The 26,732-nt window shown below is 63.4% G+C and carries 28 protein-coding genes; 12 read left to right on the top strand and 16 right to left on the bottom strand.

The window, feature by feature from the left end; translation table 11 throughout:
* Positions 1–31: 31 nt before the first annotated feature.
* The gene (locus V1290_RS02195; RefSeq protein WP_065729279.1) at positions 32–430 is read right to left on the bottom strand and encodes a RidA family protein; all 399 of its coding nucleotides are present in this window, start codon (positions 428–430) and stop codon (positions 32–34) included.
* Positions 431–588: 158 nt separating this feature from the next.
* On the opposite strand from V1290_RS02195, the gene V1290_RS02200 reads away from it, so the two are divergent.
* Both V1290_RS02200 and V1290_RS02205 read left to right on the top strand, forming a co-directional pair.
* Complete coding sequence (locus V1290_RS02200) at positions 589–1,464, top strand: DMT family transporter (protein ID WP_334362789.1); 876 nt, start codon at positions 589–591, stop codon at positions 1,462–1,464.
* 174 nt (positions 1,465–1,638) lie between these two features.
* The gene (locus V1290_RS02205; RefSeq protein ID WP_334362790.1) at positions 1,639–3,066 is read left to right on the top strand and encodes a caspase family protein; all 1,428 of its coding nucleotides are present in this window, start codon (positions 1,639–1,641) and stop codon (positions 3,064–3,066) included.
* 322 nt (positions 3,067–3,388) lie between these two features.
* Here V1290_RS02205 and V1290_RS02210 read toward each other — a convergent pair whose 3' ends face one another.
* Entirely contained in the window at positions 3,389–3,628 is a 240-nt protein-coding gene (locus V1290_RS02210) for a BrnA antitoxin family protein (protein WP_334362791.1), read from the bottom strand.
* A 2-nt stretch (positions 3,629–3,630) separates the two neighbouring features.
* Positions 3,631–4,608, bottom strand: coding sequence for a cysteine synthase A (gene cysK, locus V1290_RS02215; protein WP_334362792.1), 978 nt, complete (start codon positions 4,606–4,608; stop codon positions 3,631–3,633).
* A gap of 232 nt (positions 4,609–4,840) precedes the next feature.
* Here cysK and V1290_RS02220 point away from each other — a divergent pair, with 232 nt between their 5' ends.
* The gene (locus V1290_RS02220) at positions 4,841–5,056 is read left to right on the top strand and encodes a hypothetical protein (protein WP_057845369.1); all 216 of its coding nucleotides are present in this window, start codon (positions 4,841–4,843) and stop codon (positions 5,054–5,056) included.
* A 132-nt stretch (positions 5,057–5,188) separates the two neighbouring features.
* Here the strand turns inward: V1290_RS02220 and V1290_RS02225 are convergent, their stop codons facing one another.
* The gene (locus V1290_RS02225) at positions 5,189–5,803 is read right to left on the bottom strand and encodes a bifunctional transcriptional activator/DNA repair enzyme AdaA (RefSeq protein WP_334362793.1); all 615 of its coding nucleotides are present in this window, start codon (positions 5,801–5,803) and stop codon (positions 5,189–5,191) included.
* A 115-nt stretch (positions 5,804–5,918) separates the two neighbouring features.
* Here V1290_RS02225 and V1290_RS02230 point away from each other — a divergent pair, with 115 nt between their 5' ends.
* On the top strand, positions 5,919–7,088 hold the full coding sequence (locus tag V1290_RS02230; RefSeq protein WP_334362794.1) for an MFS transporter: 1,170 nt from the start codon (positions 5,919–5,921) through the stop codon (positions 7,086–7,088).
* Between the two features lie 31 nt (positions 7,089–7,119).
* On the opposite strand, the gene tgt is transcribed toward V1290_RS02230, so the two are convergent.
* The 5 genes from tgt to V1290_RS02255 form a co-directional block, all read right to left on the bottom strand.
* The gene (tgt, locus tag V1290_RS02235; RefSeq protein WP_334362795.1) at positions 7,120–8,253 is read right to left on the bottom strand and encodes a tRNA guanosine(34) transglycosylase Tgt; all 1,134 of its coding nucleotides are present in this window, start codon (positions 8,251–8,253) and stop codon (positions 7,120–7,122) included.
* 303 nt (positions 8,254–8,556) lie between these two features.
* A complete protein-coding gene (locus tag V1290_RS02240) occupies positions 8,557–8,811 on the bottom strand; it encodes a hypothetical protein (RefSeq protein WP_334362796.1) in 255 nt (84 codons plus the stop codon).
* Between the two features lie 268 nt (positions 8,812–9,079).
* Positions 9,080–9,364: a DUF1488 domain-containing protein gene (locus V1290_RS02245; RefSeq protein ID WP_334362797.1), complete on the bottom strand. Its 285-nt coding sequence runs from the start codon at positions 9,362–9,364 to the stop codon at positions 9,080–9,082.
* A gap of 48 nt (positions 9,365–9,412) precedes the next feature.
* On the bottom strand, positions 9,413–9,709 hold the full coding sequence (locus V1290_RS02250) for a hypothetical protein (RefSeq protein ID WP_213288844.1): 297 nt from the start codon (positions 9,707–9,709) through the stop codon (positions 9,413–9,415).
* Positions 9,702–9,971 carry a hypothetical protein gene (locus V1290_RS02255; RefSeq protein WP_334362798.1) on the bottom strand — a complete coding sequence of 90 codons (270 nt, stop codon included), beginning with the start codon at positions 9,969–9,971 and terminating at the stop codon, positions 9,702–9,704. Before V1290_RS02255 ends, V1290_RS02250 begins: the two co-directional genes overlap by 8 nt.
* 367 nt (positions 9,972–10,338) lie before the next feature.
* Here V1290_RS02255 and V1290_RS02260 point away from each other — a divergent pair, with 367 nt between their 5' ends.
* The 5 genes from V1290_RS02260 to V1290_RS02280 all read left to right on the top strand — a co-directional run bounded on the left by V1290_RS02260 (position 10,339) and on the right by V1290_RS02280 (position 14,811).
* Entirely contained in the window at positions 10,339–10,488 is a 150-nt protein-coding gene (locus V1290_RS02260; protein ID WP_334362800.1) for a hypothetical protein, read from the top strand.
* A 184-nt stretch (positions 10,489–10,672) separates the two neighbouring features.
* Positions 10,673–11,764 carry a patatin-like phospholipase family protein gene (locus tag V1290_RS02265; protein WP_334362801.1) on the top strand — a complete coding sequence of 364 codons (1,092 nt, stop codon included), beginning with the start codon at positions 10,673–10,675 and terminating at the stop codon, positions 11,762–11,764.
* Between the two features lie 136 nt (positions 11,765–11,900).
* Positions 11,901–12,653 (top strand): TetR/AcrR family transcriptional regulator, encoded by a 753-nt coding sequence (locus V1290_RS02270; RefSeq protein WP_334368908.1) that lies wholly within the window; start codon positions 11,901–11,903, stop codon positions 12,651–12,653.
* Positions 12,654–12,954: 301 nt separating this feature from the next.
* Complete coding sequence (locus tag V1290_RS02275; protein ID WP_334362802.1) at positions 12,955–13,533, top strand: PepSY domain-containing protein; 579 nt, start codon at positions 12,955–12,957, stop codon at positions 13,531–13,533.
* Positions 13,534–13,785: 252 nt separating this feature from the next.
* The gene (locus tag V1290_RS02280; RefSeq protein ID WP_334362803.1) at positions 13,786–14,811 is read left to right on the top strand and encodes an aspartate-semialdehyde dehydrogenase; all 1,026 of its coding nucleotides are present in this window, start codon (positions 13,786–13,788) and stop codon (positions 14,809–14,811) included.
* 186 nt (positions 14,812–14,997) lie between these two features.
* Here the strand turns inward: V1290_RS02280 and purT are convergent, their stop codons facing one another.
* The 7 genes from purT to coaD form a co-directional block, all read right to left on the bottom strand.
* Positions 14,998–16,161: a formate-dependent phosphoribosylglycinamide formyltransferase gene (gene purT / locus V1290_RS02285; RefSeq protein ID WP_334362804.1), complete on the bottom strand. Its 1,164-nt coding sequence runs from the start codon at positions 16,159–16,161 to the stop codon at positions 14,998–15,000.
* Between the two features lie 168 nt (positions 16,162–16,329).
* On the bottom strand, positions 16,330–17,631 hold the full coding sequence (locus tag V1290_RS02290) for a PQQ-dependent sugar dehydrogenase (protein ID WP_334362805.1): 1,302 nt from the start codon (positions 17,629–17,631) through the stop codon (positions 16,330–16,332).
* A gap of 180 nt (positions 17,632–17,811) precedes the next feature.
* Complete coding sequence (gene queA, locus V1290_RS02295) at positions 17,812–18,888, bottom strand: tRNA preQ1(34) S-adenosylmethionine ribosyltransferase-isomerase QueA (RefSeq protein ID WP_334362806.1); 1,077 nt, start codon at positions 18,886–18,888, stop codon at positions 17,812–17,814.
* Between the two features lie 147 nt (positions 18,889–19,035).
* Complete coding sequence (locus V1290_RS02300; protein WP_334362807.1) at positions 19,036–19,500, bottom strand: peptidylprolyl isomerase; 465 nt, start codon at positions 19,498–19,500, stop codon at positions 19,036–19,038.
* The gene (locus V1290_RS02305; RefSeq protein WP_334362808.1) at positions 19,476–19,916 is read right to left on the bottom strand and encodes a hypothetical protein; all 441 of its coding nucleotides are present in this window, start codon (positions 19,914–19,916) and stop codon (positions 19,476–19,478) included. Before V1290_RS02305 ends, V1290_RS02300 begins: the two co-directional genes overlap by 25 nt.
* 4 nt (positions 19,917–19,920) lie before the next feature.
* Positions 19,921–20,463 (bottom strand): peptidylprolyl isomerase, encoded by a 543-nt coding sequence (locus tag V1290_RS02310; RefSeq protein ID WP_028345954.1) that lies wholly within the window; start codon positions 20,461–20,463, stop codon positions 19,921–19,923.
* A 44-nt stretch (positions 20,464–20,507) separates the two neighbouring features.
* Positions 20,508–21,005 carry a pantetheine-phosphate adenylyltransferase gene (coaD, locus tag V1290_RS02315; protein WP_334362809.1) on the bottom strand — a complete coding sequence of 166 codons (498 nt, stop codon included), beginning with the start codon at positions 21,003–21,005 and terminating at the stop codon, positions 20,508–20,510.
* Positions 21,006–21,277: 272 nt separating this feature from the next.
* Between coaD and V1290_RS02320 the strand changes: the two genes are divergently transcribed.
* From V1290_RS02320 to V1290_RS02330, 3 genes are all read left to right on the top strand, one after another.
* Positions 21,278–21,535, top strand: coding sequence for a hypothetical protein (locus V1290_RS02320; RefSeq protein ID WP_334362810.1), 258 nt, complete (start codon positions 21,278–21,280; stop codon positions 21,533–21,535).
* 233 nt (positions 21,536–21,768) lie between these two features.
* Positions 21,769–23,106, top strand: a complete 1,338-nt coding sequence (gene pcaB / locus V1290_RS02325; protein WP_334368909.1) for a 3-carboxy-cis,cis-muconate cycloisomerase — start codon at positions 21,769–21,771, stop codon at positions 23,104–23,106.
* A 173-nt stretch (positions 23,107–23,279) separates the two neighbouring features.
* Positions 23,280–26,624 carry an adenylate/guanylate cyclase domain-containing protein gene (locus tag V1290_RS02330; protein WP_334362811.1) on the top strand — a complete coding sequence of 1,115 codons (3,345 nt, stop codon included), beginning with the start codon at positions 23,280–23,282 and terminating at the stop codon, positions 26,622–26,624.
* Positions 26,625–26,732: the final 108 nt, after the last annotated feature.

Below are 26,732 nucleotides of genomic sequence, written 5' to 3' on the forward strand. Positions count from 1 at the left end.
ACAGCGCCCGTCCGGTGGTTGTGATGTCCGGTTACGCCTTGGGCACGAAGGCGGTGACTTCGATTTCGACCTTGGCCCTGACGTCGACCAACCCGTCGATGTAGAGCAGCGTCGACGGCGGGAAATTGCGCCCGAGTGTTTCCTTCCAGGCCGCACCGATGCCGGGACCTGCGGCCTCGTATTCGCTGCGGCTGGTCAGGTACCAGGTCAAGCGGACGATGTGCTCGGGGCCGGCGCCTGCTTCGCCAAGCAGCTTGACGATGCGCTTGAGCGCCGTGCCTACCTGCGCGGCCATGTCGGGGGCATAATCGCCCTTCTCGTCGCCGCCGGTCTGGCCGGCCAACACGATCCATTTGCCTGAAGCGTCGACCTCGACACCATGCGAGAAGCCGCGGGGTTTCGACCATTCGGCCGGTTGCAAGATGCGCATGCGTAAGTCCTCCCTGAGACCGCCGCTCTTAGCACTGAACCGGCAGCCGCTCCCACAGTGAAATTGCGAAGGCGTGCATCGCTGCCCCCACGCATTTGCGCGTTGCAAATTGTGGCCCGCTCGCCGATACCGGCCTGCCCTCAACAATCTCCCCGCGAATGGACCGCACACAATCCAAAACCCTGGCTGCGCTGTGGATGGCCGGCTGGCTGACCCTGATGCTGATCATCGCGATCGCCGGACGCGAGGCGGCGCGCGAGATCAACGTGTTCCAGCTCATGGAGATGCGTTCGATCCTCGGCTTTCTGATGCTGTACCCTCTGATCCGCGCCAGTGGCGGATTTGCCATGATGAAGACGGCGCGGTTGCCGCAGCACGTTGCGCGCAACCTCATCCACTACGGCGCGCAGCTTGGCTGGTTCTTTGCGCTCACGCTGATCCCGATCGGTCAGGTGGTGGCGATCGAATTCACCATGCCGATCTGGACCGCGATCCTGGCCGCTACGTTTCTGGGCGAGCGCATGACACCCTGGAAGATTACGGCGATCGTGCTCGGCCTCATCGGCGTCGTGGTCATCGTTCGCCCCGCTGCCAGCGAGATCAATCCGGGGCAGTTAATCGCCCTGGCGGCCGCGGTCGGATTCGGCGTTTCGGTAGCGATGGTGAAGTCGCTTACCCGGACCGAGCAGACGCTCTCGATCATGTTCTGGATGCTGGTGATACAGTCCGCGGCTGGTCTTCTACCCGCACTCTACGTCTGGACGTGGCCGCCAGCCCATCTCTGGGGCTGGGTGGTGGTGATCGCGTTTTGCGGCACGTTTTCCCACTACTGCATGGCGCGCGCGATGCTGCACGCGGATGCCACCGTGGTGATCCCGATGGATTTTCTGCGGGTTCCGTTGAGCGCCGCCGCGGGCTGGCTGATCTATTCGGAACGGCTGGATGCATTCACCGTGCTCGGCGCGGCGCTGATCCTCACCGGCAATCTGTTGAACCTGAGACCGAATCCTTCGCCTGCGCGCGTGCAAGGCTGAAGTTTATTTCCCGGGCTGTGATCTAGATCACGCTACGGCGCGTGTCGCGACGGTAACGGATGGCCCCGGATTTGGCCGTTCGGCTGCTTTTTTGTGGTGCGAAGCGGGCGATATTTGTAATGTCCAGCCAGCGTTACAGCCAAAGCCTTTGTTGATTCTGCAGGGGGATTTCATATGCGTTACCCAACGCTCATTTTGTCCGTCATATGCATGGTCTTTGCGGCCGGAACCGCTCAAGCCGAAAAGCGCGTCGCTTTCGTCGTCGGCAACGGCACCTACAAGAACGTTGCTCCGCTTCCGAATCCTTCCGTTGACGCAAAGGCGATGGCCGCCGCGCTGCGCAATGTCGGATTCGAGGTGGTCGAAGGGTCCAACCTCACGCGCGACAAGATGACCGAACGTCTGCTCGACTTCGGGAAGAAGGCGCAAGGCGCCGACGTCGCGCTGTTCTTCTATGCCGGCCATGGCATTGCCATCTCCGGCACCAACTATCTGTTGCCGATCGACGCCGACATCAAATCCGAAATGGACGTCAAGCTTGGCGCCGCGATCAATATCGACCTCACCCTCGAGCAGACCATGGGCGATGCCAAGGTCAAGCTGGTGTTCCTCGACGCTTGCCGCGACAACCCGTTCGCAGCCAAGATCAAGTCGAACTCCGCCACCCGCAGCGTCAACGTGCAGACTGGTCTCGCCGAAATGAAGTCCGGCGAAGGCACGCTGATCGCGTTTGCGACCGGCCCGGGCCAGACCGCGCTCGATGGCCAGGAAGGCGGCAACAGCCCGTTCACGCGCGCCCTGCTCGCCAACCTCACCCAGCCCGGCGTCGAGATCCAGCAAGCGATGACCAAGGTCCGCGCCCAGGTCAACGAAGAGACCAACAAGGGTCAGCTCCCCTGGGGTCACACCAACCTGATCGGCGCGGTCTACCTGAACGGCGCGCCCGCGCCCGGCGCCGTGGCGGCTGCAGCGCCGGCGTCGGGTCCAAAGCCGGGCTCTGACGTCGAACTGGAGTTCTGGCGCTCGATCAAGGATTCCAACAAGCCGGAAGAGTTCAACGCGTATCTGACCAACTATCCTAACGGTCAGTTCCGGTCACTGGCGCTGTCGCGGATTGCGTCGCTGGAGAGCGGTGCAAAGGATGCAACCCGCAACTTGAGCACCGGCATCGATCCCGCGACCTTCAAGGAAGAAGCAAGCCAGACCACCGAGGACCAGATCGGCCTCGATAAAGGCCAGCGCCGCGACGTGCAGCGCCGCCTCAACGGGCTCGGTTTCGATACCAAGGTCACCGGCCAGTTCGACGCCCCGACCCGCGCCGTGATCACGCGCTGGCAGGCGGCGCGCGGCTATCCGAAGAGCGGCTACCTCAACAAGCTGCAGCACAAGGCGCTGTTGACGGAGATCGTGGCGGCCGCACCGACCGCCAGTTCCGATGAGGAGCGTCCCGCCCCCAAGCGCCGCGCCCCCAGCACCGTTCAGGCGCAGCCTCAACCGCACCAGCCCCCTCCGCAGCGTCAGTACAGCGCTCCTGCTCCCGGCCCCGATCCGGCCGGTGCCGGCCGCTTCATCGGCGGCGTCGTCGGCGGCATGCTGCGCTAACGGCAAGCGACCATCTGCCAAAAAAGGCCCGGGATCATCCCGGGCCTTTTTCATTTTGCAGGTCGCAAACCAATAAGCCTATAGCTTGATGACACTTGGTTAGATCGATTGGCCGCAGACTTGCTTCACCTCTCCCGCTTGCAGGGTCGAGACGAGCGAAGCTCGCTCTTAGGTCGGCGCGGAGCGCCGGGTGGGGCTCTCTCCACACGGGGAGTGTCAATTGCGGAGACACCCCACCCCAGCCCTCCCCCGCAAGCGGGAGAGGGAGGCGCAATCCCGTCGCGGTCGCAATCCGACCTAACCTCATCAAGCTAAGGCGCTCCTACTTGCCTGCAGCCTTTCGCAGCGCCTCGTTGATGCGATCCTGCCAACCCGGACCACCCTCCTGAAACCATTCCAGCACGTCCTGATCGATCCGCAGCGTGACCTGCTCGCGCACGCCGGGAACGGTGGCTTGTTTGGCGGGTGCCTGCGCCACCTTCGCGGTCGCGCGCTTGAACGCGGCCTCCGCCTCGGTGCGCGCATCGTTCAGGGTTCTCGGCCGCCGCGGCTGGTCCGCCATCGCTAAATTCCTTCAAACAAGGCCGTCGACAAATATCGTTCGGAGAATGACGGCACGACAGCCAGAATGGTCTTGCCGTCGCTCTCGGGACGCTTGCCGATCGCAAGCGCCGCCGCGATCGCAGCGCCCGAGGAGATGCCGCCTGGAATGCCCTCCATGCGCGCCAGCGCACGCGAGATTTCGATCGCGGTGGGGCCGTTGACCCTGACGATCTCATCGATCACAGAGCGATCCAGAATGTCCGGAATGAAGCCGGCGCCGATGCCCTGGATCTTGTGCGGCGTATGTTGGCCGCCGCCCAGCACCGGGCTTTCCTCCGGCTCGACGGCAACGATCCGCAACGACGGCTTGCGCGGTTTCAGGACCTGTCCGACGCCGGTGATGGTGCCCCCGGTGCCGACGCCGGCAACGAAGAAATCGATGTTGCCTCCGGTGTCGTTCCAGATCTCTTCCGCCGTGGTGCGGCGATGAATTTCGGGGTTGGCGAGGTTCTTGAACTGTTGCGGCATCACGGCGTTGGGCGTACTCCGCACCAGTTCCTCGGCGGTTGCGATCGAGCCCTTCATGCCCTGCGCGGCGGGCGTGAGGATGATCTCGGCGCCGAGGAACGCCAGCATCTTGCGCCGCTCGATCGACATCGATTCCGGCATCACAAGCTTCAGCCGGTAGCCGCGTGAAGCCGCGACGAATGCCAGCGCAATGCCGGTATTGCCCGAGGTCGGCTCGATCAGCACGGTGTCGGCGTTGATCACACCGGCCTTTTCCATCGCGATCACCATCGCCGCGCCAATGCGGTCTTTGACGCTCGCGGCGGGATTGAAATATTCCAACTTGGCCAGGATGGTTGCGCTAACACCATGTGCCTCCGGCAATTTGCGCAGACGAACGATTGGCGTGTCACCGATCGCATCGACGATGGAGTCGAAGACCCGTCCCCGCCCCGGACGTTGCACTGCACTCGCGGCTGACGACGCATCCATCTCGACACTCCCAAAGCGATCATGTGCGGGGAAAAAGCGCTCTCCTACTTAGGAGGCGGCCACGTCGATGCGCAAGCCGGAATTGCCGGAACGAAGAATTCGCTGCATCGCAAAACAAGAACTTCGCTAAATATCGTGAAATCAACGCATTTGTGTTGCGACATCGTCAAAGATTTCTGCTTATACTTTGGTTGGGAGCTGGGCCTGAGGTTCAGATCGCACGGAGGTCACGATGCCAGCTATTGCTGAAATCCTGTCGACCCTAGCGTCCAGGCCCGATCCGCGTGGCTGTGATTTGCCGACCTGCCCCGTGTGTGCCGACACGATGGTGGCCGCGGAAGCCTCCGCCTACCTGCAGGACAACGTGATCAGCTATCTCTGGACCTGTGACACCTGCGGTTACGGCTTCGTGACCAAGCATTCGGTCAAGAGGTTCGCCTGTAATTGATTCAAGCTATCTCGGAGCTATGTCAGCGCGCGCCCATCCGGCGCGCGTTTGTTTTTGGAAAGTCTCGAACGTGCCGGCGGCGGCGATCGGTTCTGTGCGAAGTGCGACCATCCCGCATAGGCCCTGAAGTTTCTAAACGTTCCGCGGCGTCCGCCGAATTTCACTCGGCGGACGCTTGTAGACCTCCGCAAAGACCGCATTGAAGCGGCGCAGGCTGCGAAAGCCAGCCAGCGACGCAATCTCGGTCATCGGCAGTTTGGTATCATCTAAAAGTCGCTTCGCCCGCTGTACCCGTGCCGTCTTGGCAACCTGACCGGGGCTCGCGCCGAGATGCTTGTCGAACAATCGAGATAGATGCCGCGCCCCTACGCCAACCCGGGCCGCGAGCGCTTCAACAGTCGCCCGATCGAGTGCGCCCCTGGCGATCAGCCGCATCGCGCGTTCGACCGTCGCCAATGAGCCCTTCCATGCCGGAGAGAATGGCGCCGTCTCCGGCCGGCACCGCAGGCACGGCCGAAATCCGGCACGCTCCGCCGCCGCTGCAGATGGATAAAAGGACACGTTCTCCGCCTTCGCGGGGCGAACCGGACAGACCGGCCGGCAGTAAATGCGCGTTGTCCTGACACCTGAGAAGAACCGACCATCGAACCGTCGATCACGGCTGACGCGAGCCCGCTCGCAGGCTGCGACGTCCAGATCACCAAGCTCCGTCCTTGCCGACGACGGAGTCCGTTTGCGGCGAGCCATTGCGCGCTCCTGATGCTACGTCGTGCTCATCTTATGTTTCGGGAGAACGGAGACAATGGTCGCGGCGAGCCGCTTCTTTGGATGGTCGGTTGCCTGGTCGGCGTTTGCGATCGCCGTGTTCGCCTGGGGCATCGGGTTCTACGGCCCTTCGGTATTTCTCCAATGGCTGCACGAATCGCGAGGTTGGCCGATCTCGAAGATTTCAATGGCCATCACGGCTCACTTCTTGGTCAGCGCAATCATCATAGCCTATCTGCCGGAGATTCATCGCCGACTGGGGATCGCCATAACGACGTTCATTGGGGCGGTCGCGACGGCGACGGGCCTGATTTCATGGTCCGGCGCACGCGAGCCATGGCAGTTGTTCGTCGCGACCATCCCGAGCGGGGCTGGTTGGGCCATGACGAGCGGAGCAGCGCTGAACGCTATCGTGGCAAAATGGTTCGATCGCGACCGGCCGATGGCGATCGCCCTGGCATTCAACGGCGCCAGCGTCGGCGGCGTGCTGTTCGTGCCGATATGGGTCCACCTGATACGATCGATCGGATTCCCATCAGCGGCGCTCCTCGTCGGAGGCTGCATGGTGGCTATGGTTGCATATCTCTGCGTCAGGTTCCTGGCTAAATCGCCCGGCCAAATGGGCCTGGCTCCAGACGGCGATGCATCGCATAGGGCAGCACCGAGCCAAAGGCCACGACGAACACGCACCGAGATCATTCGAACCTCACGCTTCATCACGATTTCGGCCGCCTTCTCGCTTGGCCTGTTCGCACAGATCGGCCTGCTCGCTCACCTGGTAGCTCGTCTGACGCCGGACCTTGGGATTAGCTACGCTGGGTTTCTTGTCAGCCTGGCTACGATATGTGCCATCATAGGCCGAACGCTGGCTGGGAAATGGATCGGTGAGCATGATCGCCGTTTCGCGGCTGCGATCAACTTTGCCGTGCAGATTGGCGGCGTCCTATGGCTGATTTTCAGTACTGGATGGGTGGGTCTTACGCTCGGATGCGTTCTCTTCGGTCTCGGCATCGGCAATCTGACGTCACTCCCGCCGTTGATCGTGCAGAAGGAGTTCGAACGCGAGGATGTCGGCACCGCAGTGGCGCTCATTATCGCGATCAACCAAGGGGTATTTGCATTCGCACCTGCAATCATTGGCGCCATGCGTGACACGACGGCCAATTATCAATTGCCGTTCGCGCTCATTGCAGTGGTTCAGTTTCTGGCCCTGGCGATCATTCTGCTTGGCCGAAGGTCCGCACCCGCTCCAGCGACTTCAACTTGAAGGTCGAGTTGCGCCCTGGCCAATCCGCTCCCTAGCGCGGCGGTATATCACCCTTCGCCCATCCCGCGCGCGTTTGTTTTTGGAAAGTCTCGAACGTGCCGGCGGTGATCGCGTCGCGCATGCCCCGCATCAGATGCTGGTAATAGGCCACGTTGATTTCCGACAACAGCATCGCGCCGAGCGTCTCTCCTGACCTCACCAGATGATGCAAATAGGCGCGTGAGATGTTGCGCGCCGAGGGCCACTCACTCTCCTCGTCGAGCGGCCGCGGATCGTCGGCATGACGGGCGTTGCGCAGATTGATCTGGCCGAAGCGGGTGAATGCCATGCCGTGACGCCCGTTCCGGGTCGGCAGCACGCAATCGAACATGTCGATGCCGCGCGCCACCGCCTCCAGCAAATCCTCGGGCGTGCCGACGCCCATCAGATAGCGCGGACGATCCGCGGGCAGCGTCGGCGCCGTTTCCTCGATCATCGCAAGCATCACCGCCTGTGGCTCACCCACGGCAAGCCCGCCGATCGCGTAGCCGTGAAAACCGATATCCACCAATTCACGCGCGTTGATGTGGCGCATCTCGGGAATGTCGCCGCCCTGCACGATCCCGAACAACATGTAACCATCAGGCGCGCTCTCGAAGGCGCGCTTGCTGCGCTCCGCCCAGCGCAGGGACAGCCGCATCGCGCGTTCGATGTCGTCGCGCGACGCCGGCAGCCGCACGCACTCGTCCATCTGCATGGCGATGTCGGCGCCGAGCAGCCGCTGCACCTCGATCGAACGCTCCGGCGACAGCTCGACCTTGGCGCCGTCGATATGCGAGCGAAACGTCACGGCCTTTTCGCTCACCTTGCGCAGGTCCGACAACGACATCACCTGGAAGCCGCCGGAGTCGGTCAGCATCGGGCCGTTCCAGCCGGTGAAGACCTGCAGGCCCCCGAGATCAGCGATCCGCTCGGCGCCCGGCCGTAGCATCAGATGGTAGGTGTTGCCGAGCACGATGTCGGCGCCGGCATCGCGCACCTCGCGCCAGTGCATGCCCTTCATCGCGCCGGCGGTGCCGACCGGCATGAAGGCAGGCGTCTGCACCACGCCATGCGGCGTGGTCAGGCGGCCGGTGCGGGCCTGGCCGTTGGTGGCGAGCAATTCGAAATGATTGGGAAGACTCATGGCGCTGCTTATTGCGTGCCGAGAACGGCCAATCAACCGCCCAGTGGATGAAATCTGACGCTTGGTGCCCAACACGGAAGCACTCGGGCTCCCTTGCTGCTGGATAAAACTCGGCACTTTGCCTCAGTTATTGCGGCGCGATATTACGGTAGCTATTGGGAGGAAAGCGGACGTCGCGCGGACACCCCATTTCAGTAGCGATTGACCCCTATCGGACATTCGCCGTCGTGTCAGAGCCGCCTTTATGGGGCGGCTTCGGTCACCGCCGCGCTGCCTCTGCCGAGCACAAGGCAGGCCAATGGCTCATTGAGCTGGCTTCGTTGAACCCACGCCGGGATCAGCAATCGTCTCCCAGTTGTTGCCGCAAGCGGAACACCGCCATTCGTTGACAACGCCCGTTGGCAAATAGGTTGAACTGACCGGGGCAGTGACAAGTTGTCCGCAGCTGCAGGTATTGGTCCCTCGTGATGGAGAGCGGCGCGGCTCGCTGACCATTCTAGAAGCCCAGCGGCGCTCGAACCTTCGCTGAAAATGCAATGGATAGATGATCGAATTCATGGGCTCCCTCCTGTTGGGCGGCGGGAGCACGGTAAGGTCTCTCAGTCACTGAAGCCTTTTTACGATCAGTGATACTAGCTATATGGGGCTTGAGCCACCCTATGGCTAGTCCGAAGCTCTTGGAAACCTTCGCGTCGGCTGCGGGAAACGATGAACCGCCTCCAGCGGATCTGCCAGCGGGCGTTCGCTTGCGTGCTGCCGAGCGCATAGAGCGGTCGCTAACCCCGACAGCAGCACGTCCCCATGTGCCGCGGCGAGCCGCGCGGTCTTATCGCAGCTTTCGGAAATCGATGCTGCGCAGGACAATTCCGGGCGGCGTTCCCTCGAACTCGGTCGCCCGATATTTGCTGGCGGCGCACGCCTCGATGCGCTCGCGCAACCGCATGAATTGCCCCTCACGCTGGCCCGCTCTCGCGCGCACCACACCATCCAGCTCATCCATGGCGGAGGTCGAGACCGCGCAAGGGATCTCCCTGTTGCCGTCGAGCATTGAGAACAGCACCACCATCCTGTCGTACTCGTAACTGATGAAGCGTCCGTGCGTGAGCGTCATGTGACCTACTCCTTAGACGCGGCGCCGTGATCCCAACCGTCGTTTACCTCAGCCCTGCTCAGTGAGCCGGGCAAAGTCCTCGAGGATGGCCGCGACGAGGTCGCGATGCCTTGTGTCTTCCGGCGCCAGTCCTGCAGCATACAGCTTCAGGATGTAGCGCGCCTTGGCGGCCGCCTCCGGCCACGACGCGGCGGGAAACGCCAGGAGGTGATCTTCGATCTCGGCCCGCCGTTCGCGCAGCTCCCGCGCATGGGTCTCGACTTCCGCCAGCGCGCGGCGGATGTCGGTCGCTTTCTGCGCCGCCATGCCGCGGTGGCTGTCGAGGTCAAGTGGTTCGTCAGTCATCGGATGTGCTCGCGTCGATGCGCTGGGCGTCCGACAAATCGACCGGGCCGATCGAGACCACCTCCATCGCCAACCCGCGCGAGCCTTCCGCCGGCACCTTGATCATGGTGGCGACGCGGCGGAACGCCGCGAACGAAAGGCCGTCGATCGTCTCCTCATCGGTGACGACCTCGTAGGCGCCCGCGGACAACAGGCGATCGATGCCCTTGATCCGGAACGGATGTTTGAAGGTGACGACTTCACGTCGGGAACGGATGGTCATGCGCGCCTGCCTTTCGCAAAAGTGCCGGCGCCGGCGCTGCCCGCAGAGCAGCATGCGCCCCCTCCGCCGCAATAGCCATCGCTTTCTTGCCGCGCGGCGAATGGAGGCAGTTCCTTGTCGCTTCCTGCGCGCTCTTGCCGCGGCCGGCGCGAAGCGTTTTGGCGTTCGCTATGGCTGGAACATCAGCGTAGGGTCAGCCATCACCGCATTTCCCACGGCATCCACCGGTGACTGAGGGCCGCGCGCGCTCCCGCCACAAAGCGGAGGAGCATCCCCTTGCGGCAGCTTCGCCTGGCCGAGTGGATCGTACCGCCCGTCATCATCCCGCTGCTGCTTGCGATCGTGGTGATCGCGGTGGCCGTCCTCCATGCCTAAACTGAAATACCGGGTCAGTGGCAACCATGAAGGGGCCCGCGAAAATCTCGGCCGCATCACGGCGGCGGCCGCGCTGAAGAAGGCCAGGCAGTTCGTGCAAGAAGTCTACATCGACGTGAGCGCCCTCAGCCTCTCTTGTTAAACAAAACGATACCGTATAGTTTTATGAGCGAGGCACGAAACGCCGCTAGCGATGAGGCCGGCGGCGGCAAGTGCGTGTGTACAGTGACTGACGGCGAATGCCCTCCCCCTCTTTCCTGACTGGATCAATCCTCTTCAACAGTCGGCCCCGGTGGCCCGCCTCACGCCTGCTCAGGTCAGCCGTCTTGCTGTGCAGCCTCGCGGCTGCCGCCTGCACGTCGGTGCCGCGGACGCCCTACAGCGCTGCCGATGCCTCTAGCGCCCGCGTGCTCGATATCGACGGCCTGCGGCGCTACACCGACGAACCCGTTACAAAATTCCGCTTCGAGAAAGACCAGTTCTCCTCAACCAAGACCTATCTCGCGCTCTCCGGCGGCGGCGCCGATGGCGCCTACGGCGTGGGCGTGTTGAACGGCTGGGCCGCAGCCGGAACCCGCCCGACCTTCTCGGTCGTCTCAGGCGTAAGCACCGGCGGCCTGATTGCGCCTTTTGCGTTTCTCGGATCCCAATACGACGACACGCTGTGGGAGGTCTACACCAGCGGCATAGCAGAGAGCTTGCTCGCTGATCCTAGCATCATTCGCGTGCTCTTCGGCTCCGGCCTGTTCGGCAATAAGCGACTGCGCGAGCTGGTGGCCCGCTATGTCGGGCCGGAGATCCTGGCCGCCGTTGCGCGCGAAAATGCCAAGGGCCGAAAACTCCTGGTGGTGACGACCGATCTCGACACCCAACGTACGGTCGTTTGGGACATGGGGAAAATCGCAGCCGTCGGTTCGCCCGAGGCGCTGCGCCTGTTTCGCGACGTGATGGCGGCCTCCGCCAGCATTCCCCTGGTCTTCCCGCCGATCCTGATCGAAGCCGAGGGCCAGGGCCGGCGCTTTGAGGAGATGCATGTCGACGGCGGCGTGACCGCTCCTGTCCTGACGCTGCCGGATGCCCTGCTCTTCCAGGGACGTCTGCCCGGAAACAGCCGGATGAACATCTACATCCTCGTCAACAAGAAGCTCGAACGAACTTTTGAGCTCGTGTCCAACAGCACGATCGACGTCGCCTCGCGCAGCCTGTCGTCGATCACCCAGTCCCAGACGCGCTCGGTCATCTTCTCGACCTACGATTTCGCCAAGCGCAATCGGTGGGGCTTCCATTTGTCCTATATTGAGCGCGACTATCCCGCCGCGCCCTCGGAGGGATTCGACACCGCCTATATGCGCGCCCTCTATCAGTACGGCTATGAGAAGGCTGCATCGGGCCGCGCCTGGACCTCGACGCTTCCGTGAGCCGCGCGGGAGCGGAACGGCGACCTGCCGGGACCGTTGACGATATGGCCAATTCGGCCAGATTCGCGATGACGCCCCTGTTACTGCGCGTTATAGAGCAATGACTGATATCACGATCGCGCAGGAATCGATGGGGATGGGATTGACTGCGACCAAGGCCAGACCGGCAAGACGAGACGTCCCGAAGTCGCGCGGCGGCCGGCCGACGAAGAGCGCCGCCATCGAGCGCGATCAGCGGCTGATCGAAGTCGCCACCCGTCTTTTCTTGGACCGGGGCTATGATGCGACCTCGCTCGATGCGGTCGCGGAAGCAGCCCGGGTCAGCAAGCCCACCGTCTATTCGCGCTACGGCGACAAGCGCGGACTGTTTGCGGAGGTGTTGAGGCGCGAAATTGACCGTTGGCTTGCGCCGCTTGCCGAGGCGGCGGAGGGGCAGCTCACGCGTTCCTCGGACATTTCGGTCGAGCAGCGCCTGATAGAAGTCGGGCGCGAGATGCTGACGTTCACCTGCGGGCCCGATGCCGTTGCGTTCAGCCGCATGATGACGGCGCAGGCCATCAACTTTCCCGACATTGCCAAACTTGGCAAGGAAGAGGGCTGGTTGAAGGCGGTTTCCACGACCGCGCGCTTCTTTGATCATTTGGTCGCACAGGGCGCCATGGACGTCGAGGATACCGGCATCGCGGCAGAGGTCTTTCTCGACGTGGTCGTCGGTCACACCCACCGCATGGCAACGTTCGGAACGCCGCTGGAGATGAAGTCTGCCGAAAAACGCATGCGCTTGGCGATCAGGCTGTTCCTGGCCGGTGCGCTTGGGCCAGCGAGCCGCGTTCAGTCCGTTCCCAAGGGAACCGTTAAGGGAACCGTTCGGCGACGTCCCTCCCGCTGACAATTCCGTGAGAACGGCATTTCACGTGCGTTACCCCATGGCGGCATCGTTGACCAAAACAAAACGATACGGTATGGTTTTATTATAAGCGAGTGCAGGCTTCCGCTTTCACTGGTCCCAGCGGGGGCTCGCACCGCTTCGATCGCCGCAAGCGGCGGTACCTTTGCGGCGTTCCGCGGCCGGCCCGAATACCTCCAAAGGGTCGGCCGCGCTTTCTTCGAGGCGATCCGGCCCAACGCCGGCAGAGACAGGCTCATCGATGGAGACTGCAACGATGCATGCGCCGAGATCCTGGAGACATTTGCTTGCAGCCATCCTGGTGGCGTTCATCCTGCCTGCCCCGGTCTATGCCGCCGCGCCGTCGACCGGCGAGCCAGCCTCCCTCCGCAACGAGGGCGGCGATGGCGCCGCGTCCGACCAGCAGACGGTCAGCCGCGAGCTGGCGCTTTTCCGCGGGTCGGCGGTCTCGCTGAGCCAGGCGATGGCGATTGCCGAAGCCCTGCATGCCGGCGCGACGACCGCCGATGTCAGCTTCGACGGCGCGCCGGATTCACCGGTCTTCCGCGTCAAGACCCTTCACAACGACCGCATCTGGCACCACGCCATCGACGCCACGACTGGCAAGATCGTCGGCGGCGAAGCCGCCCTGCCCCTGAAGGAGTTCGATGCCGCGGACCGCAGCAACCTCGTTGCACTCAAGACGATCCGGCAGCGCCTGGCAGATGCCGTCCGCGTGGCCGAGCACGCGGCGTCGGGCAAGGCCATCAGCGGCGGCCTGATCCGCGAACGCGGCCGGCTGAATTTCGCGATCGTCGTCATGAGTGGCAACGACCTGAAAGCGGTGATCCTCGAGCCTCCCGGCGCCGCAAGGCGGCGATGATGCTGGCTCGTCTGCCCCCGTTGCAGCCCGGATGAGGCGAAAAGCCGTTGACGGCAGTGCCCGTCTGCCGCATAAGTCCGCGCCATGACGATCTCGACCAAAGCGACCACGAAAACCAAAGCACCCTCCGGGGGCTCGGGAGCCGTGCGCGCGTAGTCGAACGATCGCATTATCTGAACCGAAGCCCCGCCTGAAAAGGACCGGGGCTTTTTTATTGCCCGCAGCATCGATGCTCAACCAGAGGATAGACCCGTGAGCCACGAACCCGTTGTAGCCATTGCCGGCGTGACCGGCGCGGTCGGCGCCGAATTCATCGCCACCATGGACAGGCGCAACTTTCCCGTCCGCAAGCTCAAGGCGCTGGCGAGCGCCCGCTCGGCCGGCAAGACCATCGATTTCCGCGGCGAGAAGATCGTGATCGAGGAACTCACGGAAAAGTCGTTCGAGGGCGTCGACATTGCGTTGTTCTCGGCCGGTGCCGGCACCTCCCGGAAGTTCTCGCCCGCGGCCGTCAAGGCCGGCGCGGTCGTGATCGACAATTCCTCTGCCTTCCGCATGGACCCGAACGTGCCGCTGGTGATTCCGGAGATCAACGCGGGCCGCATCCGCGAGCACAAGGGCATCATCGCCGTTCCGAACTGTTCGGCGATCACGGCACTGGTGCCACTGTGGCCGATCCACAAGGCCAACCGCATCAAGCGCGTCATCCTGTCGACCTATCAGGCGGCGAGCGGCGGTGGTGCCGCCGTGATGCAGGAGCTGGTGGAGTCGACCCGCGCCTATCTCGATGGCCGGCCGTTTGAACCCAAGGTGATCCAGCATCCCTACGCCTTCAACCTGTTCAGCCACAACACGGCAATCGATCCCGAGACCGGCTACAACGACGAAGAAACCAAGGTGATCAAGGAGACCCGCAAGATCTTCGAGGACGACAAGATCGCCATCGGCGTCACCTGCGTCCGCGTGCCGGTGCTGCGCGCCCATTGCGAAGCCATCACCTTCGAATGCGAAAAGCCGATCACCGAGGATGAAGTGCGCACGATCCTGTCGAAGGCGCCGGGCGTCAGAATCGTCGACGACCGGGCGAAGAACTATTTCCCGATGCCGATCGACGCCTCAGGCCAGGACGACGTTCTCGTCGGCCGTATCCGCAAGGACCTCAGCGACGCCTCCGGCCACTCGATCTCGATGTTCGTGTCGGCCGACCAGCTCTTGAAGGGCGCCGCGCTGAACGCGATCCAGATCGCGGAACTGCTGCCGCAGCGCGCGATGGCGTGAAGTGAGCTCGCAGGGTGGGCAAAGCGGAAGCGTGCCCACCACTCAGACTGACAATGCGGCACGATGGCGGGCACGGCTCAAGTGCGCGAGCACCGCCCTTCGGTGCTCGCCCGCCCGCTACGCATAGCGCGTTGAAAGCAGCGCCGTCGGCTGTCATAAGCACGTCGTGACGTTGATCTGCGCCAACTAAGTGTAGCTGATCTTCACTTTGCTCGCCGCTTGCTTAGCCTTGCGGCGGGCTTCGTCTGTAGATTTGCCGCGCGCAAGGGCCACGCCCATACGGCGATACTTGCGAGTTGCGGGTTTGCCGAATAAACGCACATCAATGTTTTTAACTTTCAGCGCGCTTTCAAGCCCGCTGATTTCAAACGACTCGCTTTCCCGATCGGCAAGAATCACCGCGGATGCAGAAGCACCGAGATACGTGATTTCGGGGATCGGTAAACCCAGGACCGCACGCAGGTGCAAATCGAATTCACTGAGATCCTGCGAGCAGAGCGTGACCATTCCCGTATCATGCGGCCGCGGTGACAGTTCCGAAAAATAAACATCGCGGCCTGAAATAAAAAACTCCACACCGAAAATCCCCGCGCCACCGAGAGCGTCGGTCAATTTCTTCGCCATCTTCTGCGCGGCCACGAGCTGCGCTTTGCCGATCTTCGCCGGCATCCAAGACTCTTGGTAGTCGCCGCGCTCTTGGCGATGGCCGATCGGATTCACAAATAGAGTCGGCCCACGCTTTTGCTTGATAGTGAGAAGCGTGATCTCGAGATCGAATTTAATAAACTGCTCTACAATCACCTTGGCCTTATCACCACGCATACCTTCCACAGCGTAGTCCCAAGCCGTGCCGGCGTCCTCGGCGCGCTTCACCACCGTTTGGCCTTTGCCAGACGACGACATCACCGGCTTCACCACATTCGGGTAGCCAATGTCTTCGCTCATGCGAATCAGTTCCTCGCGCGATTCCGCATACGCAAAGCGCGCGGTTCTGAGTTTCAGTTGATTGGCAGCAAGATCACGAATGGCGTCGCGGTTCATAGTGAGGTGTGCAGCCTTGGCCGATGGCGTGACTTGAATTCCTCGCTGCTCGAACTCAAGGAGCTTCTCGGTGCGAATAGCTTCGATTTCGGGAACGACAATGTCAGGTTTGTGCTCGGCGACTACGCGTTCAAGATCAGTGGCACTCAGCATATCGATCACCTCAAAATGATCGGCCACTTGCATCGCGGGTGCTCCGACATAGCGATCGACCGCGATCACATTGAGGCCAAGGCGTTGGGCCGAAATCACGAATTCCTTACCGAGTTCACCGGACCCGAGCAGCATCAGTTTGCGCGAATTTTTCATGGGCCTCCCTACTTCCAAATGTTATGATCCAAACATAGAGCTGCGTCTATTTCATAAAATCGGCGAAGATGGCGAGGAGAGCGCCGCCGTCCGCCGGTTTATTGTGCAAAACTCTTTGGACGAACTGGTTGAATTCTCGAACGTCATGGCCTTTACCCACCCTACCCACTACGCGCCCGTCACGCGCCAGATGACATTGCCGACATCATCCGCCACCAGTAGCGAACGGTCGGGACCGAGCGTCACGCCAACCGGCCTCCCGTAGGAGACTTTCTCGTCAGGGGCGAGAAAGCCCGTCAGAATATCGCGCGGCGGACCGGAGGGGCGGCCGTTCTCGAACGGCACGAAGACGACGGCGTAGCCGCTCAGTGTGCTGCGATTCCAGGAGCCGTGTTGGCCGATCACCATGCCGTCCGGAAAGCCCGGCAGCGTGCCTGATGGCATCCAGCACAGGCCGAGCGAGGCGGTGTGCCCGCCGAGCGCATAGTCGGGTTGAATCGCCTTCGCGACCATGGCCGGGTCCTGCGGCACGCGGTCGTCCACCGTCTGTCCCCAGTAGCAATAGGGCCAGCCGTAGAAGCCGCCGTCGCGCACTGAAGTCAGATAGTCCGGCGGCGTCTCGTCGCCGAGGCCGTCGCGCTCGTTGACGACGGTCCAGAGCACGCCCGTGTTGGGCTCCCAGGCGAGGCCCACGGGGTTGCGCAGGCCGCTGGCGAAGATACGGCTCGTACCGGCTGCAAGATCGAGCTCATAGATCGCGGCGCGGCCCTCCTCCACTTCCATGCCCATCTCGGCGATGTTGCTGAGCGAGCCGACGCCGGCGTAGAGCTTTTTGCCATCCGCGCTCGGCAGCAGGCTCCGCGTCCAATGCCCGCCGGGCTTGAATGTCACGAGTTTTCGTCCCTCTGCGGTGATGCGGTCCGCGCCAGCCACATAGGGAAAGGCGACCACGCCGTCGGTGTTGCCGACATAGAAGGTGTCGCCGACCAGCGCCATGCCGAACGGCTGGCTCAATCCCTCCATGAAAATCCCGCGCCCCTCCGCAACGCCGTCACCGTCGCGATCACGCAATAGCGTAATGCGGTCGGCGCTGACGCCGAGCGCCGCAGCGCGCCGCATCGTTGCCTGCATCGCATAATGGAACACGCTCCTAGGCGGTCCCGCGATCTGGGTGGCTTCTGCGATGAGCACGTCGCCATTGGGCAGCACGTTGATCCAGCGCGGATGGTCCAGGCCGGTCGCAAACGCGTTGACCCTGAGCCCGGGCGCCGCGGTCGGCGTCTCGCCGTCACTCCAGCCCTGCGCCGTCGGCATCTTGAGCGTCGGGATCGCGCCTTGTGGCTTCGCCGCCGGAATTGCCGGCGCGCTGCCCCAGGCCGCTTTGGGCGCGGATCCCTGTAGACGTCGCCACAGCAGCGCCGCGGCGCCGATCAGCGCGACCATTCGCGCGAAAATGCCGGAAAAGTTCATGCAAGGCCCCTGTTGTTCCCGCGCACCGATGCGCCGAGAGACGGTAGTTATACGATCTTGGCGACATCCACCGAATCAAAGAGACAGGTGTTGGCGCTTTATTGTCAGAGCGCTTCCTCCCTGACCTTTGCCCGCCCAACTGGCGGGCCTCTTTTTCAAGCGAAGACGTCCGGCTTTGCCTCAATCCGGCGCGCGAAACAGCAAGCAAGCATCGCCATAGGAATAGAACCGGTAGCCGGCTGCGATCGCATGCGCGTAAGCCTGCTTCATCGTGTCCAGACCGGAGAACGCCGACACCAGCATGAACAGCGTCGAGCGCGGCAGATGGAAATTGGTCATGAGGATATCGACCGCGCGAAAGCGATAGCCCGGCGTGATGAAGATCGAGGTCTCGCCGTCGAACGGCTGAACGGTGCCGTCTTCGGCCGTGGCGCTCTCCAATAGCCGTAGCGATGTGGTGCCGACAGCTATGATGCGCCCGCCCTGCGCGCGCGCGGCATTCAATGCGGCAGCGGTATCAACCGAGATCGATCCCCATTCGGCATGCATCCTGTGCTCGGAGGTCTCATCCACCTTCACGGGCAGGAAGGTCCCTGCCCCGACATGCAGCGTTATCCGATGCAATTCGACGCCGTGGCGGCGTAGCGCCGTCTCGAGCTCAGGCGTGAAATGCAGTCCCGCCGTCGGCGCCGCAACCGCCCCTTCATTTGCGGCGAACATCGTCTGATAGTCGGCGGCATCGCGATCGTCGGGCGTGCGTTTGGAGGCGATATAGGGCGGCAGCGGCGGCGTGCCGAGATCGGCGATGGCCTGATCCAGCGCCGGACCGTGAAACGAAAACGACAGCGTGATCTCGCCCTCTTCGCCCTTGGCCTCGACTTCGGCGTCGAGATGGCCGAGCAGGCAGACCTTGCCCTCGTTGCCGAAGCGAACGATGTCGCCGGGCGCGAGCTTCTTCGCAGGCCTAACCAGCGCGCGCCAGCGCGAGCCGTCCAGCCGCTTGATCAACGTCGCCTCGATCTTCGGCTCGGTCTCGCGGCCGATGCGCCGGCCCTTGAGTTGGGCGGAGATAACCTTGGTGTCGTTGACGACCAGTTGGTCGCCAGGCTCCAGCCATTGCGGCAACTCAGCGACGGTGCGGTCGCGCAGCACGCCATCGGGTTGCACCACCAGCATCCGCGCAGCATCGCGCGGGCTCGCGGGCCGCAGCGCGACACTGGTGGCGGGAAGGTCGAAGTCGAAGAGATCGGTGCGCATTGGCTGAAGCCGTCATCGCCCGCCTTGTGCGCAATTGCGCACTGGGGCGGGGCGATCCAGTACTCACAGACCGCTCTTATAACGAAGACTGGCGAGTACTGGATGCCCCGCCTTCGCGGGGCATGACATTGGAGTGAGTTGTGAAGCTCAAGCCGCGTCCAGCGCCATGTGCGCTTTGACGATCTTGTCCGGGTTCTGCACCGGCTCGCCGCGCTTGATCTTGTCGACGTTCTCCATGCCCGACGTCACCTTGCCCCAGACCGTGTACTGGCCGTTGAGGAAGGAGGCGTCGTCGAAGCAGATGAAGAACTGGCTGTCGCCGGAATCCGGGCTCGCGGCGCGAGCCATCGAGACGGTGCCGCGCACATGCGGTTCCTTGTTGAACTCGGCCTTCAGCTTGTTGCCGGAACCGCCGGTGCCGGTGCCGTGCGGGCAGCCGGTCTGCGCCATGAAGCCCTCGATGACGCGATGGAACACGATGCCGTCGTAAAATCCCTCACGCACCAGCTTCTTGATCTGAGCGACGTGGCCAGGTGCAAGGTCGGGACGCATTTCGATGGTGACGGGGCCCTGGGTGGTTTCAAGGATCAAAGTATTTTCGGTATCAGCCATGCGTTTTTCTCTTCCGGTTTGGGTGGACGTTTGCGGGTTCTAAATTGGACCGCGAAAGGCCGGCCGGCGACCGCACCGCCCAGTCCCTCGGTAAATGGCAACGGCGTGCAGCGTTGCAATGTCTCCATCACGGCAATTCGGTACGCGACCCTGTCGTTATCGCTGGCGCGTTCCGATTCGTAGGTGATCCTGGGTTGACCGAGAATGGCGCCCACGCGGTTGAAGCTGACGACGACCGTGATGTCCATCGGGTTGGCGCGCGAGTAAGGCGGCGGCTGCCAGCAGGAATACAGTTTGGCGAATATGTCCTTGATGGTGTCGAGTTGCTGCGGCTGAGCCTCCGCATGCGCCCCCGATGCGAGACACACGAGAACAGCGGCAAACCAGACGAATGGCTTGCTGCGGCCCGCCGTCATGGCCTCACTTGACGTCGGATGCGACTTGCACCTTCACCATCTTGTCGGGATCGACGACCGGTTCGCCACGCTTGATCTTGTCGACCACGTCCATGCCCGACACCACTTCGCCGATCACCGTGTATTTGCCGTTCAGCGACGCGCCTTCCGCGAACATGATGAAGAACTGCGAATTCGCCGAGTTGGGATCGCTGGTGCGTGCCATGCCGACGATGCCGCGCTTGTACGGTACGTTGGAGAACTCGGCCGGAAGGTTCGGATGTTTCGAGCCGCCGGTGCCGTTGAAATTCTTGCCGTCGCCGGTCTGCGCCATGAAGCCTTCGATCACGCGATGGAACGGCACGTTGTTGTAGTAGCCCTCGCGCGCGAGCAGCTTGATGCGTTCGGCATGCTGGGGCGCGATGTCGTTGCGCAGCTTGATCACGATGCGGCCCTTGGTGGTGTCGATCACGATCGCATTCGCCTTGTCGAGATTGGCGGGCAGAGGCTGCGCGATCGCGGGGGCCACAACGAACAACGCGGCGAGAACGGCGAGAATTCGGATCATGAAAGCTCCGGTCATGTGGAAACAGGAAAGCGCGTAGAAGCGCGTTAGCCCGCGAACTTGGCCTTCAGCCTCGCGGCAATCTGGGGCGGCACGAAGGCGGAGAAATCGCCGCCCATGCCGGCGATCTGGCGAACCAGGGTGGCGGTGATCGGGCGGACCACAGGCGACGCCGGGACGAACACGGTGTGCACCTCTGGCGCCATCACCTCGTTCATGCCGGCAAGCTGCATTTCGTAGTCCATATCGGTTCCGTCGCGAAGGCCGCGAATCATGATGGTCGCGCCGACCTGCCGCGCCGCAGCTACGGTGAGGTTGTCGTAGGTGGTGCAATCGAAGGCACAGCCGGCTTCTTGCGCAATCGGCTCGCAGGTCATACGGACCATTTCGAGCCGCTCCTCAATCGAAAACAGCGGCTTTTTGCCGGAATTGACGCCGATGGCGACAATCAGCCGGTCACAAAGCGGAACGGCGTGCCGCAGCACGTCCAGATGGCCGTTGGTGATGGGATCGAATGAACCGGGATAGAGCGCGATACGGGACATATTCCCCTCCTACCCCGCCCCGGGCGGCCCGGCAAGCCGGGTTAGGTTCCCTTCGGGTCCGGGGTTTTTACTTCGGGTCGGCCAATGAACCAGTTACGGGACCCTGCGTCTCGGGCGGGCCGGCAATGTTTCGTCCGCCACCGGCCGACGAAACAAAACTCGGTCCGGACGAAACCATTTTCCGCACCCGCGAAGACGGCCGGAAACTTGCGCCCCCTACAAGTCCACCCAACGAAACGACGGGCCGCGAAGGCCCATGACAGGGGACCGTCATGATCAAGGCTTTTTCCGCCATCGCTGTTGCCGCGTTCATTGCCGCCGCGCTGACCGTTTTGCCCGGCTTTGCCCCCCAGGTCGAAGCCAGCGTGCCGCAGGCGCTTGCCAAGGGTGACCGCCTGGACATCCGCAACGTCGGCAAGGATTGCTCGCAGCAGGCCTGGCCGAATTTCGAAGCTTCCTGCCTCCGCGCCGCCGGCTCCAAGGCCGTGGTGAGGGAAGCCCGCCTGGTGACCGCCGACCGCACCCCGTAACGGCAAAATTTTCGTTCCGACCCGACCTCCAAGGAACCGCAGTGATGGCGAGTAGGGATGCCCCCCTGCTCGCCATTGGCGTTCTGGGAGCTTGGATTGCGCGAAATTCTCCTGCTGCCTCAGGCGCGCGAGCATGCGTTCGAGGTCTTCGCGGGCCGCGCTTGACGGATTTGTACGTATCAATCAGATGGCCGGACATTTAGCAGAGAGGAAACACGCGCGTGGCCAGCACGATGTTCGACAGCGCCCTCTATCGCGACGTTTTCTCGACGCCGGCCATGCGGACGGTGTTTTCCGACGAGGCGCAGCTCAAGGCCTATGTGCAGGCCGAAGTGGCGCTTGCCACCGCGCAAGGCGAGACCGGCGTGATTCCGCGCGAGGCGGCCGAGGCGATCGCGCGGCAGGCGCCGACGATCGCGCTCGATATCGAGCAGTTGAAGCGCGACACCGAGAACGTCGGCTATCCCATCGTCGGCCTGGTCCGCCAGCTATCGGAGCGACTCGGCGAGGCCGGCCGCTATCTGCACTGGGGCGCGACCACCCAGGACATCATGGATACCGCGACCGTCCTGCAACTGCGCGAAGCGGTCGCGCTGATCGAAGCGCACCTCGGCGAGGTCATGGCAACCCTTGCCAATCTCGCCCGCCTCCACCGCGATACGCCGATGGCCGGCCGAACCCATCTGCAGCAGGCGCTGCCGATCACGTTCGGGCACAAGGCAGCGATCTGGCTGTCGGCGTTGCAGCGCTCGGCCGATCGGCTCGAACAGGTCAAGCCTCGCGCCCTTCAGGCGCAGCTCGGCGGCGCGGCGGGAACGCTGGCTTCACTCGGCGATCGCGGACTGGATGTACGTGCCGCCTATGCCCGCGTGCTCGGTCTGGTCGAACCCGACATCACCTGGCACGTCGCCCGCGACGGACTGGTTGAACTGGCACAGACGCTCGCCGTGATCTGCGGCGCTCTCGGCAAGATCGGCTACGACGTCATGATTCTGATGGCGACCGAGATCGGCGAGGTGTTCGAGCCGTTCTCCTCGCATCGCGGCGCATCCTCGACCATGCCGCAGAAGCGCAACCCGATCTCCTCGGAAATTCTGCTGGCGAACGCGAAGGCATCGCGCGACGCCGCTTCGCTGATGTTAGATGCCATGGTTCAGGATCTCGAGCGCGCCACCGGGCCCTGGCACTGCGAATGGCTGGCATTGCCCCAGGTCTGTTTGCTGACGGCCGGGTCGCTGGCGCAGGCGCAATTCATGCTGTCCGGCCTGATCGTCGATCCCGAAGCGATGAAGCGAAACCTCCATGCCACGCGCGGGCTGATCGTGGCGGAGGCGGTCATGATGGGGCTCGCGCCCGCGCTCGGTCGTCAGTTGGCCCATGACGAGGTCTATGCCGCCTGCCGCGATGCGTTCGAGCGTGGCGACGCGCTGCTCGATGCCCTGCTGCGACGCCCGACCATCGCGTCGGCCCTGCCGCGCGACCAACTCGCTGCCTTGTGCGAGCCGTCCAATTATCTCGGCACCGCGGGAGCGATGGTGGACCGCGTGCTCGCGCGTCAGAGCAAACGATAAGCACGATCGATAAACATCGACGCGTTACCACGGCAGCGAAATGACGCGAATGGCCACGACCCGACTATCGGATCGGAGCCGAACCTGCCGCTTTCGGAACTCCTGCAGGCGGCAGAGATCCCTTTGGAGCGCGCGCTCGATCTGGTAGAATTCGCACAAGCGAGGAGGAAGCCGTGGACGAGCTGGAGCGCTGGCTGGCGCCGCTTGGCCTGGTGCAGCTCGCACCCGCGTTGCGAGCGAACGATGTCGATCTCAAGATCCTGCCTGAGCTGAGCGAGGCGGACCTGGAGAAGCTCGGTCTCTCGCTTGGCCAGCGCAAGAAGCTATTGAAAGCGGCCGCATGCCTGCCACAGCCCTCCGAGTTGGCAGGCCCGAGCGCCGCGCCGGCACCAAGCCTGAGTGCCGTCTCTTCGGCCGAACGGCGGCAGCTCACGGTGATGTTCTGCGACCTTGTGGGTTCTACCGCGCTATCGGCTGGTCTTGACGCCGAGGACCTACGCGAAGTGATCGGCGCCTATCACCGCTGCGTCGCTGAGACGGTCGCCCGCTTCGACGGCTTCGTCGCCAAGTACATGGGCGACGGCGTACTGCTTTATTTCGGCTACCCACAGGCGCACGAGGACGATGCCGAGCGAGCGGTGCGCGCCGGTTTGGCCCTCATCGACGCCGTCGACCAACTGGAAACGTCCGAGAGTCTTCGGGTCCGGATCGGCATCGGCACAGGGCTTGTCGTGGTCGGCGACCTCATTGGCTCGGGCGCAGCACAGGAACGCGCCGTGGTAGGCGAGACGCCCAACCTCGCGGCGCGCCTGCAAGCTCTTGGCGAGCCGAACACCATTGTCGTCGGCCCCATGACGCGTCACCTCCTGGGCGATCTTTTCGAGTACCGCGATCTCGGAACGGTCGCGATGAAGGGCTTTCCGCAGCCGGTCCAAGCCTATCAGGTGCTCCGGTCGAGCGCCGTCGAGAGCCGGTTTGAAGCCTTCCATTCGGCCGGCCTGACGCCACTGGTCGGCCGCGAGGAAGAGCTCGAACTGCTGCTGCGCCGGTGGCAGCGCGCGACCTCTGGGGAGGGGCAGGTGGTGCTGCTCTCAGCGGAGCCCGGGGTCGGGAAATCGCGACTCGTGGCGGCCCTCCAGGAGAAGCTTCAAGCCGAACCGTACTCGCGCTTGCGCTGCTTCTGCTCGCCGCACTACCAGGGCAGCGCGCTGTACCCCGTCATCAAGCAACTGGAGCGGGCGGCCCGGTTTACCCGGGACGATCCGCCGATGGTCAAGTTGGACAAACTCGAGGCGCTGTTGGCGGGCGCAGCGACCGCCACCGAGGACGTGCCGCTGTTGGCGGAACTGCTGTCGTTGCCCTCCGACCGCTATTGCCCGGTGTCGCTCAGTCCGTCAGCGAAGAAGGAGCGCACGCTTCAGGCGCTGGTCCGGCAAATGGAGGACCTGTCTCGGCGCAACCCCGTGCTGTGGGTCTTCGAAGATGTGCACTGGATCGACCCGACCTCGCTCGAGCTCCTGCAGGTGATGGTCGATCGCGTGCAGCACCTGCCGATTCTGCTACTCCTCACCTTCCGACCGGAGTTCCCGCCACCGTGGATCGGCCAGCCGCACGTCACGATGCTGGCGCTCGGCCGCCTGAACAGGCGTGACACCGCCGCCCTCGTGGAGCGGGTGGTCGGCGACAAGGCGCTTCCCCCTGCGATTGTTCATGAGATCGTCGACCGCACGGACGGCGTGCCGCTGTTCGTGGAGGAACTGACCAAGGCTGTGCTAGAAGCGGGAGCCGAAGGGGATGGCAGGGCCGTGCTTTCGCGAACCTCGCCGGGTGCACTCGCCGTCCCGGCTACCCTGCACGCCTCGCTCCTGGCCCGTCTCGACCGTCTCAGTCCGGAAGCCAAAGAAATCGCCCAGAGCGGTGCGGCCATTGGCCGGGAGTTCACCGACGATCTGATACGGACCGTGTCGCCGCTGCCGGAGGCGCCCTTGCAATCGGCCCTCGAACAGCTCGCTGCATCACAACTGATTTTCCGTCGTGGCTCATCGGCTTACAGCTTCAAGCACTCCCTCGTTCGGGACACTGCCTACGGCACGTTGCTGCGCGGCAAGCGGCAAGCGCTGCACGCGCGCATCGCCCGGGCGCTCGAGGAGAAGTTCGCGGACATTGCGGCTACCCAGCCAGAGGTGCTGGCGCACCACTTCACCGAGGCTGACCTCACGGAACACGCTGTGGCCTACTGGCGCAAGGCTGGCCAGCGTGCGGCCGAGCGCTCGGCGCACGCGGAGGCGATCGCCCATCTCCGCAAGGGGCTCATGCTCGTCGATCGGATCGCCGAGCCAGCGGAACGCGCCCGCCGCGAACTCGACCTGCAGCTCGTGCTTGCGCCGGTGCTGATCAGCACCAAGAGCTGGTCGGCACCGGAGGTGGAGCAAGCCTACTTGCGTGCGCGTGACCTATGCCGGCAAGCCGGCGATGTGGCGCAGCTCTTTACCGTGAGCTGGGGGTTGTGGCTCGTTTACCAGCAACGCTGCGAGTTCAAGACCGCTCGCGATCTGCTGGACGAGCTGTTCGCACTCGCTCGGCGCAGCGCCGATCCGGCGCTCCTCCTGCAGGCGCATCATGCCGCATGGACAACTCTTCTCAATCTCCCGGATCTGACCGCGTGCAGGGCGCATCTCGAGGCGGGATTGGCGCTCTATCGGCCGGACGCGTACCGTGCCCATAAATTCCTCTATGGCAGCCACGACGCGGCTGTCTGCAACCGATACACCGCGGCAGCCGCGCTGTGGCCGCTTGGCTTCCCCGAGCAGGCGCTTGCCGCTGCGCGCGAAGCTGTGAGCATGGCTCGGGAGCTGTCGCATCCTTTTAGCCTTGTTCTCGCGCTTGTGTACGCGGCGATGATCTACCAGCATCGGCGGGAAGCGGAGCCGACCCGGGAGCAAGCGGAAGCCGCGATCGCGGTATGCGCCGAGCATGGCATCGCACCGCACCTGGCGGCGGCGGGAAGCATCTTGCGGGGCTGGGCGATCGCGGAACGCGGACAGGCTGTGGAAGGGATCGCGGAGGTTCGCGGCGGTCTCGTCGCCGTCGAGCCCACGGGCGTGCGCATCCGTCGGCCCTTTTATCTCGCGCTGCTGGCTGAAGCTTCGGCGCGCGCCGGAGAAATCGAGCAAGGATTGAATGCGCTAGCCGAAGCTGCGGCCGCTGTCGAGGAGACCGGCGAGCGGCGATGGGAGGCGGAAATTTATCGCTTGATTGGGGAGCTGACGGCGGCGAGGCCAGGCGGCGACAGGACCGAAGCGGAAGCGTACTTTCGGCGAGCGCTTGACGTGGCCGGTCGCCAGAGCGCGAAGACGCTGGAGTTGCGCGGCACCACGAGCTTGGCCCGGCTCTGGCGTGATCAGGGCAGGCACCGGCAGGCCAGTGATCTCCTCGCGCCGACCTATGGCTGGTTCACGGAAGGGTTCGATACCCCTGATCTGCGGGAGGCCAAGGCGCTGCTTGATGCGCTCCACTGACGCTCCTGTGCGTCAATCGGCGCCGAGGTTGAACCTAGATCGGCAACGCTCCGGAGAGTCCGGTGTGATCTGAAGTTTGTGCCAATCGCGGCAAAGCACCGACACGTT

It is taken from the genome of Bradyrhizobium sp. AZCC 1578 (genome assembly GCF_036924675.1).
Lineage (GTDB): Bacteria > Pseudomonadota > Alphaproteobacteria > Rhizobiales > Xanthobacteraceae > Bradyrhizobium.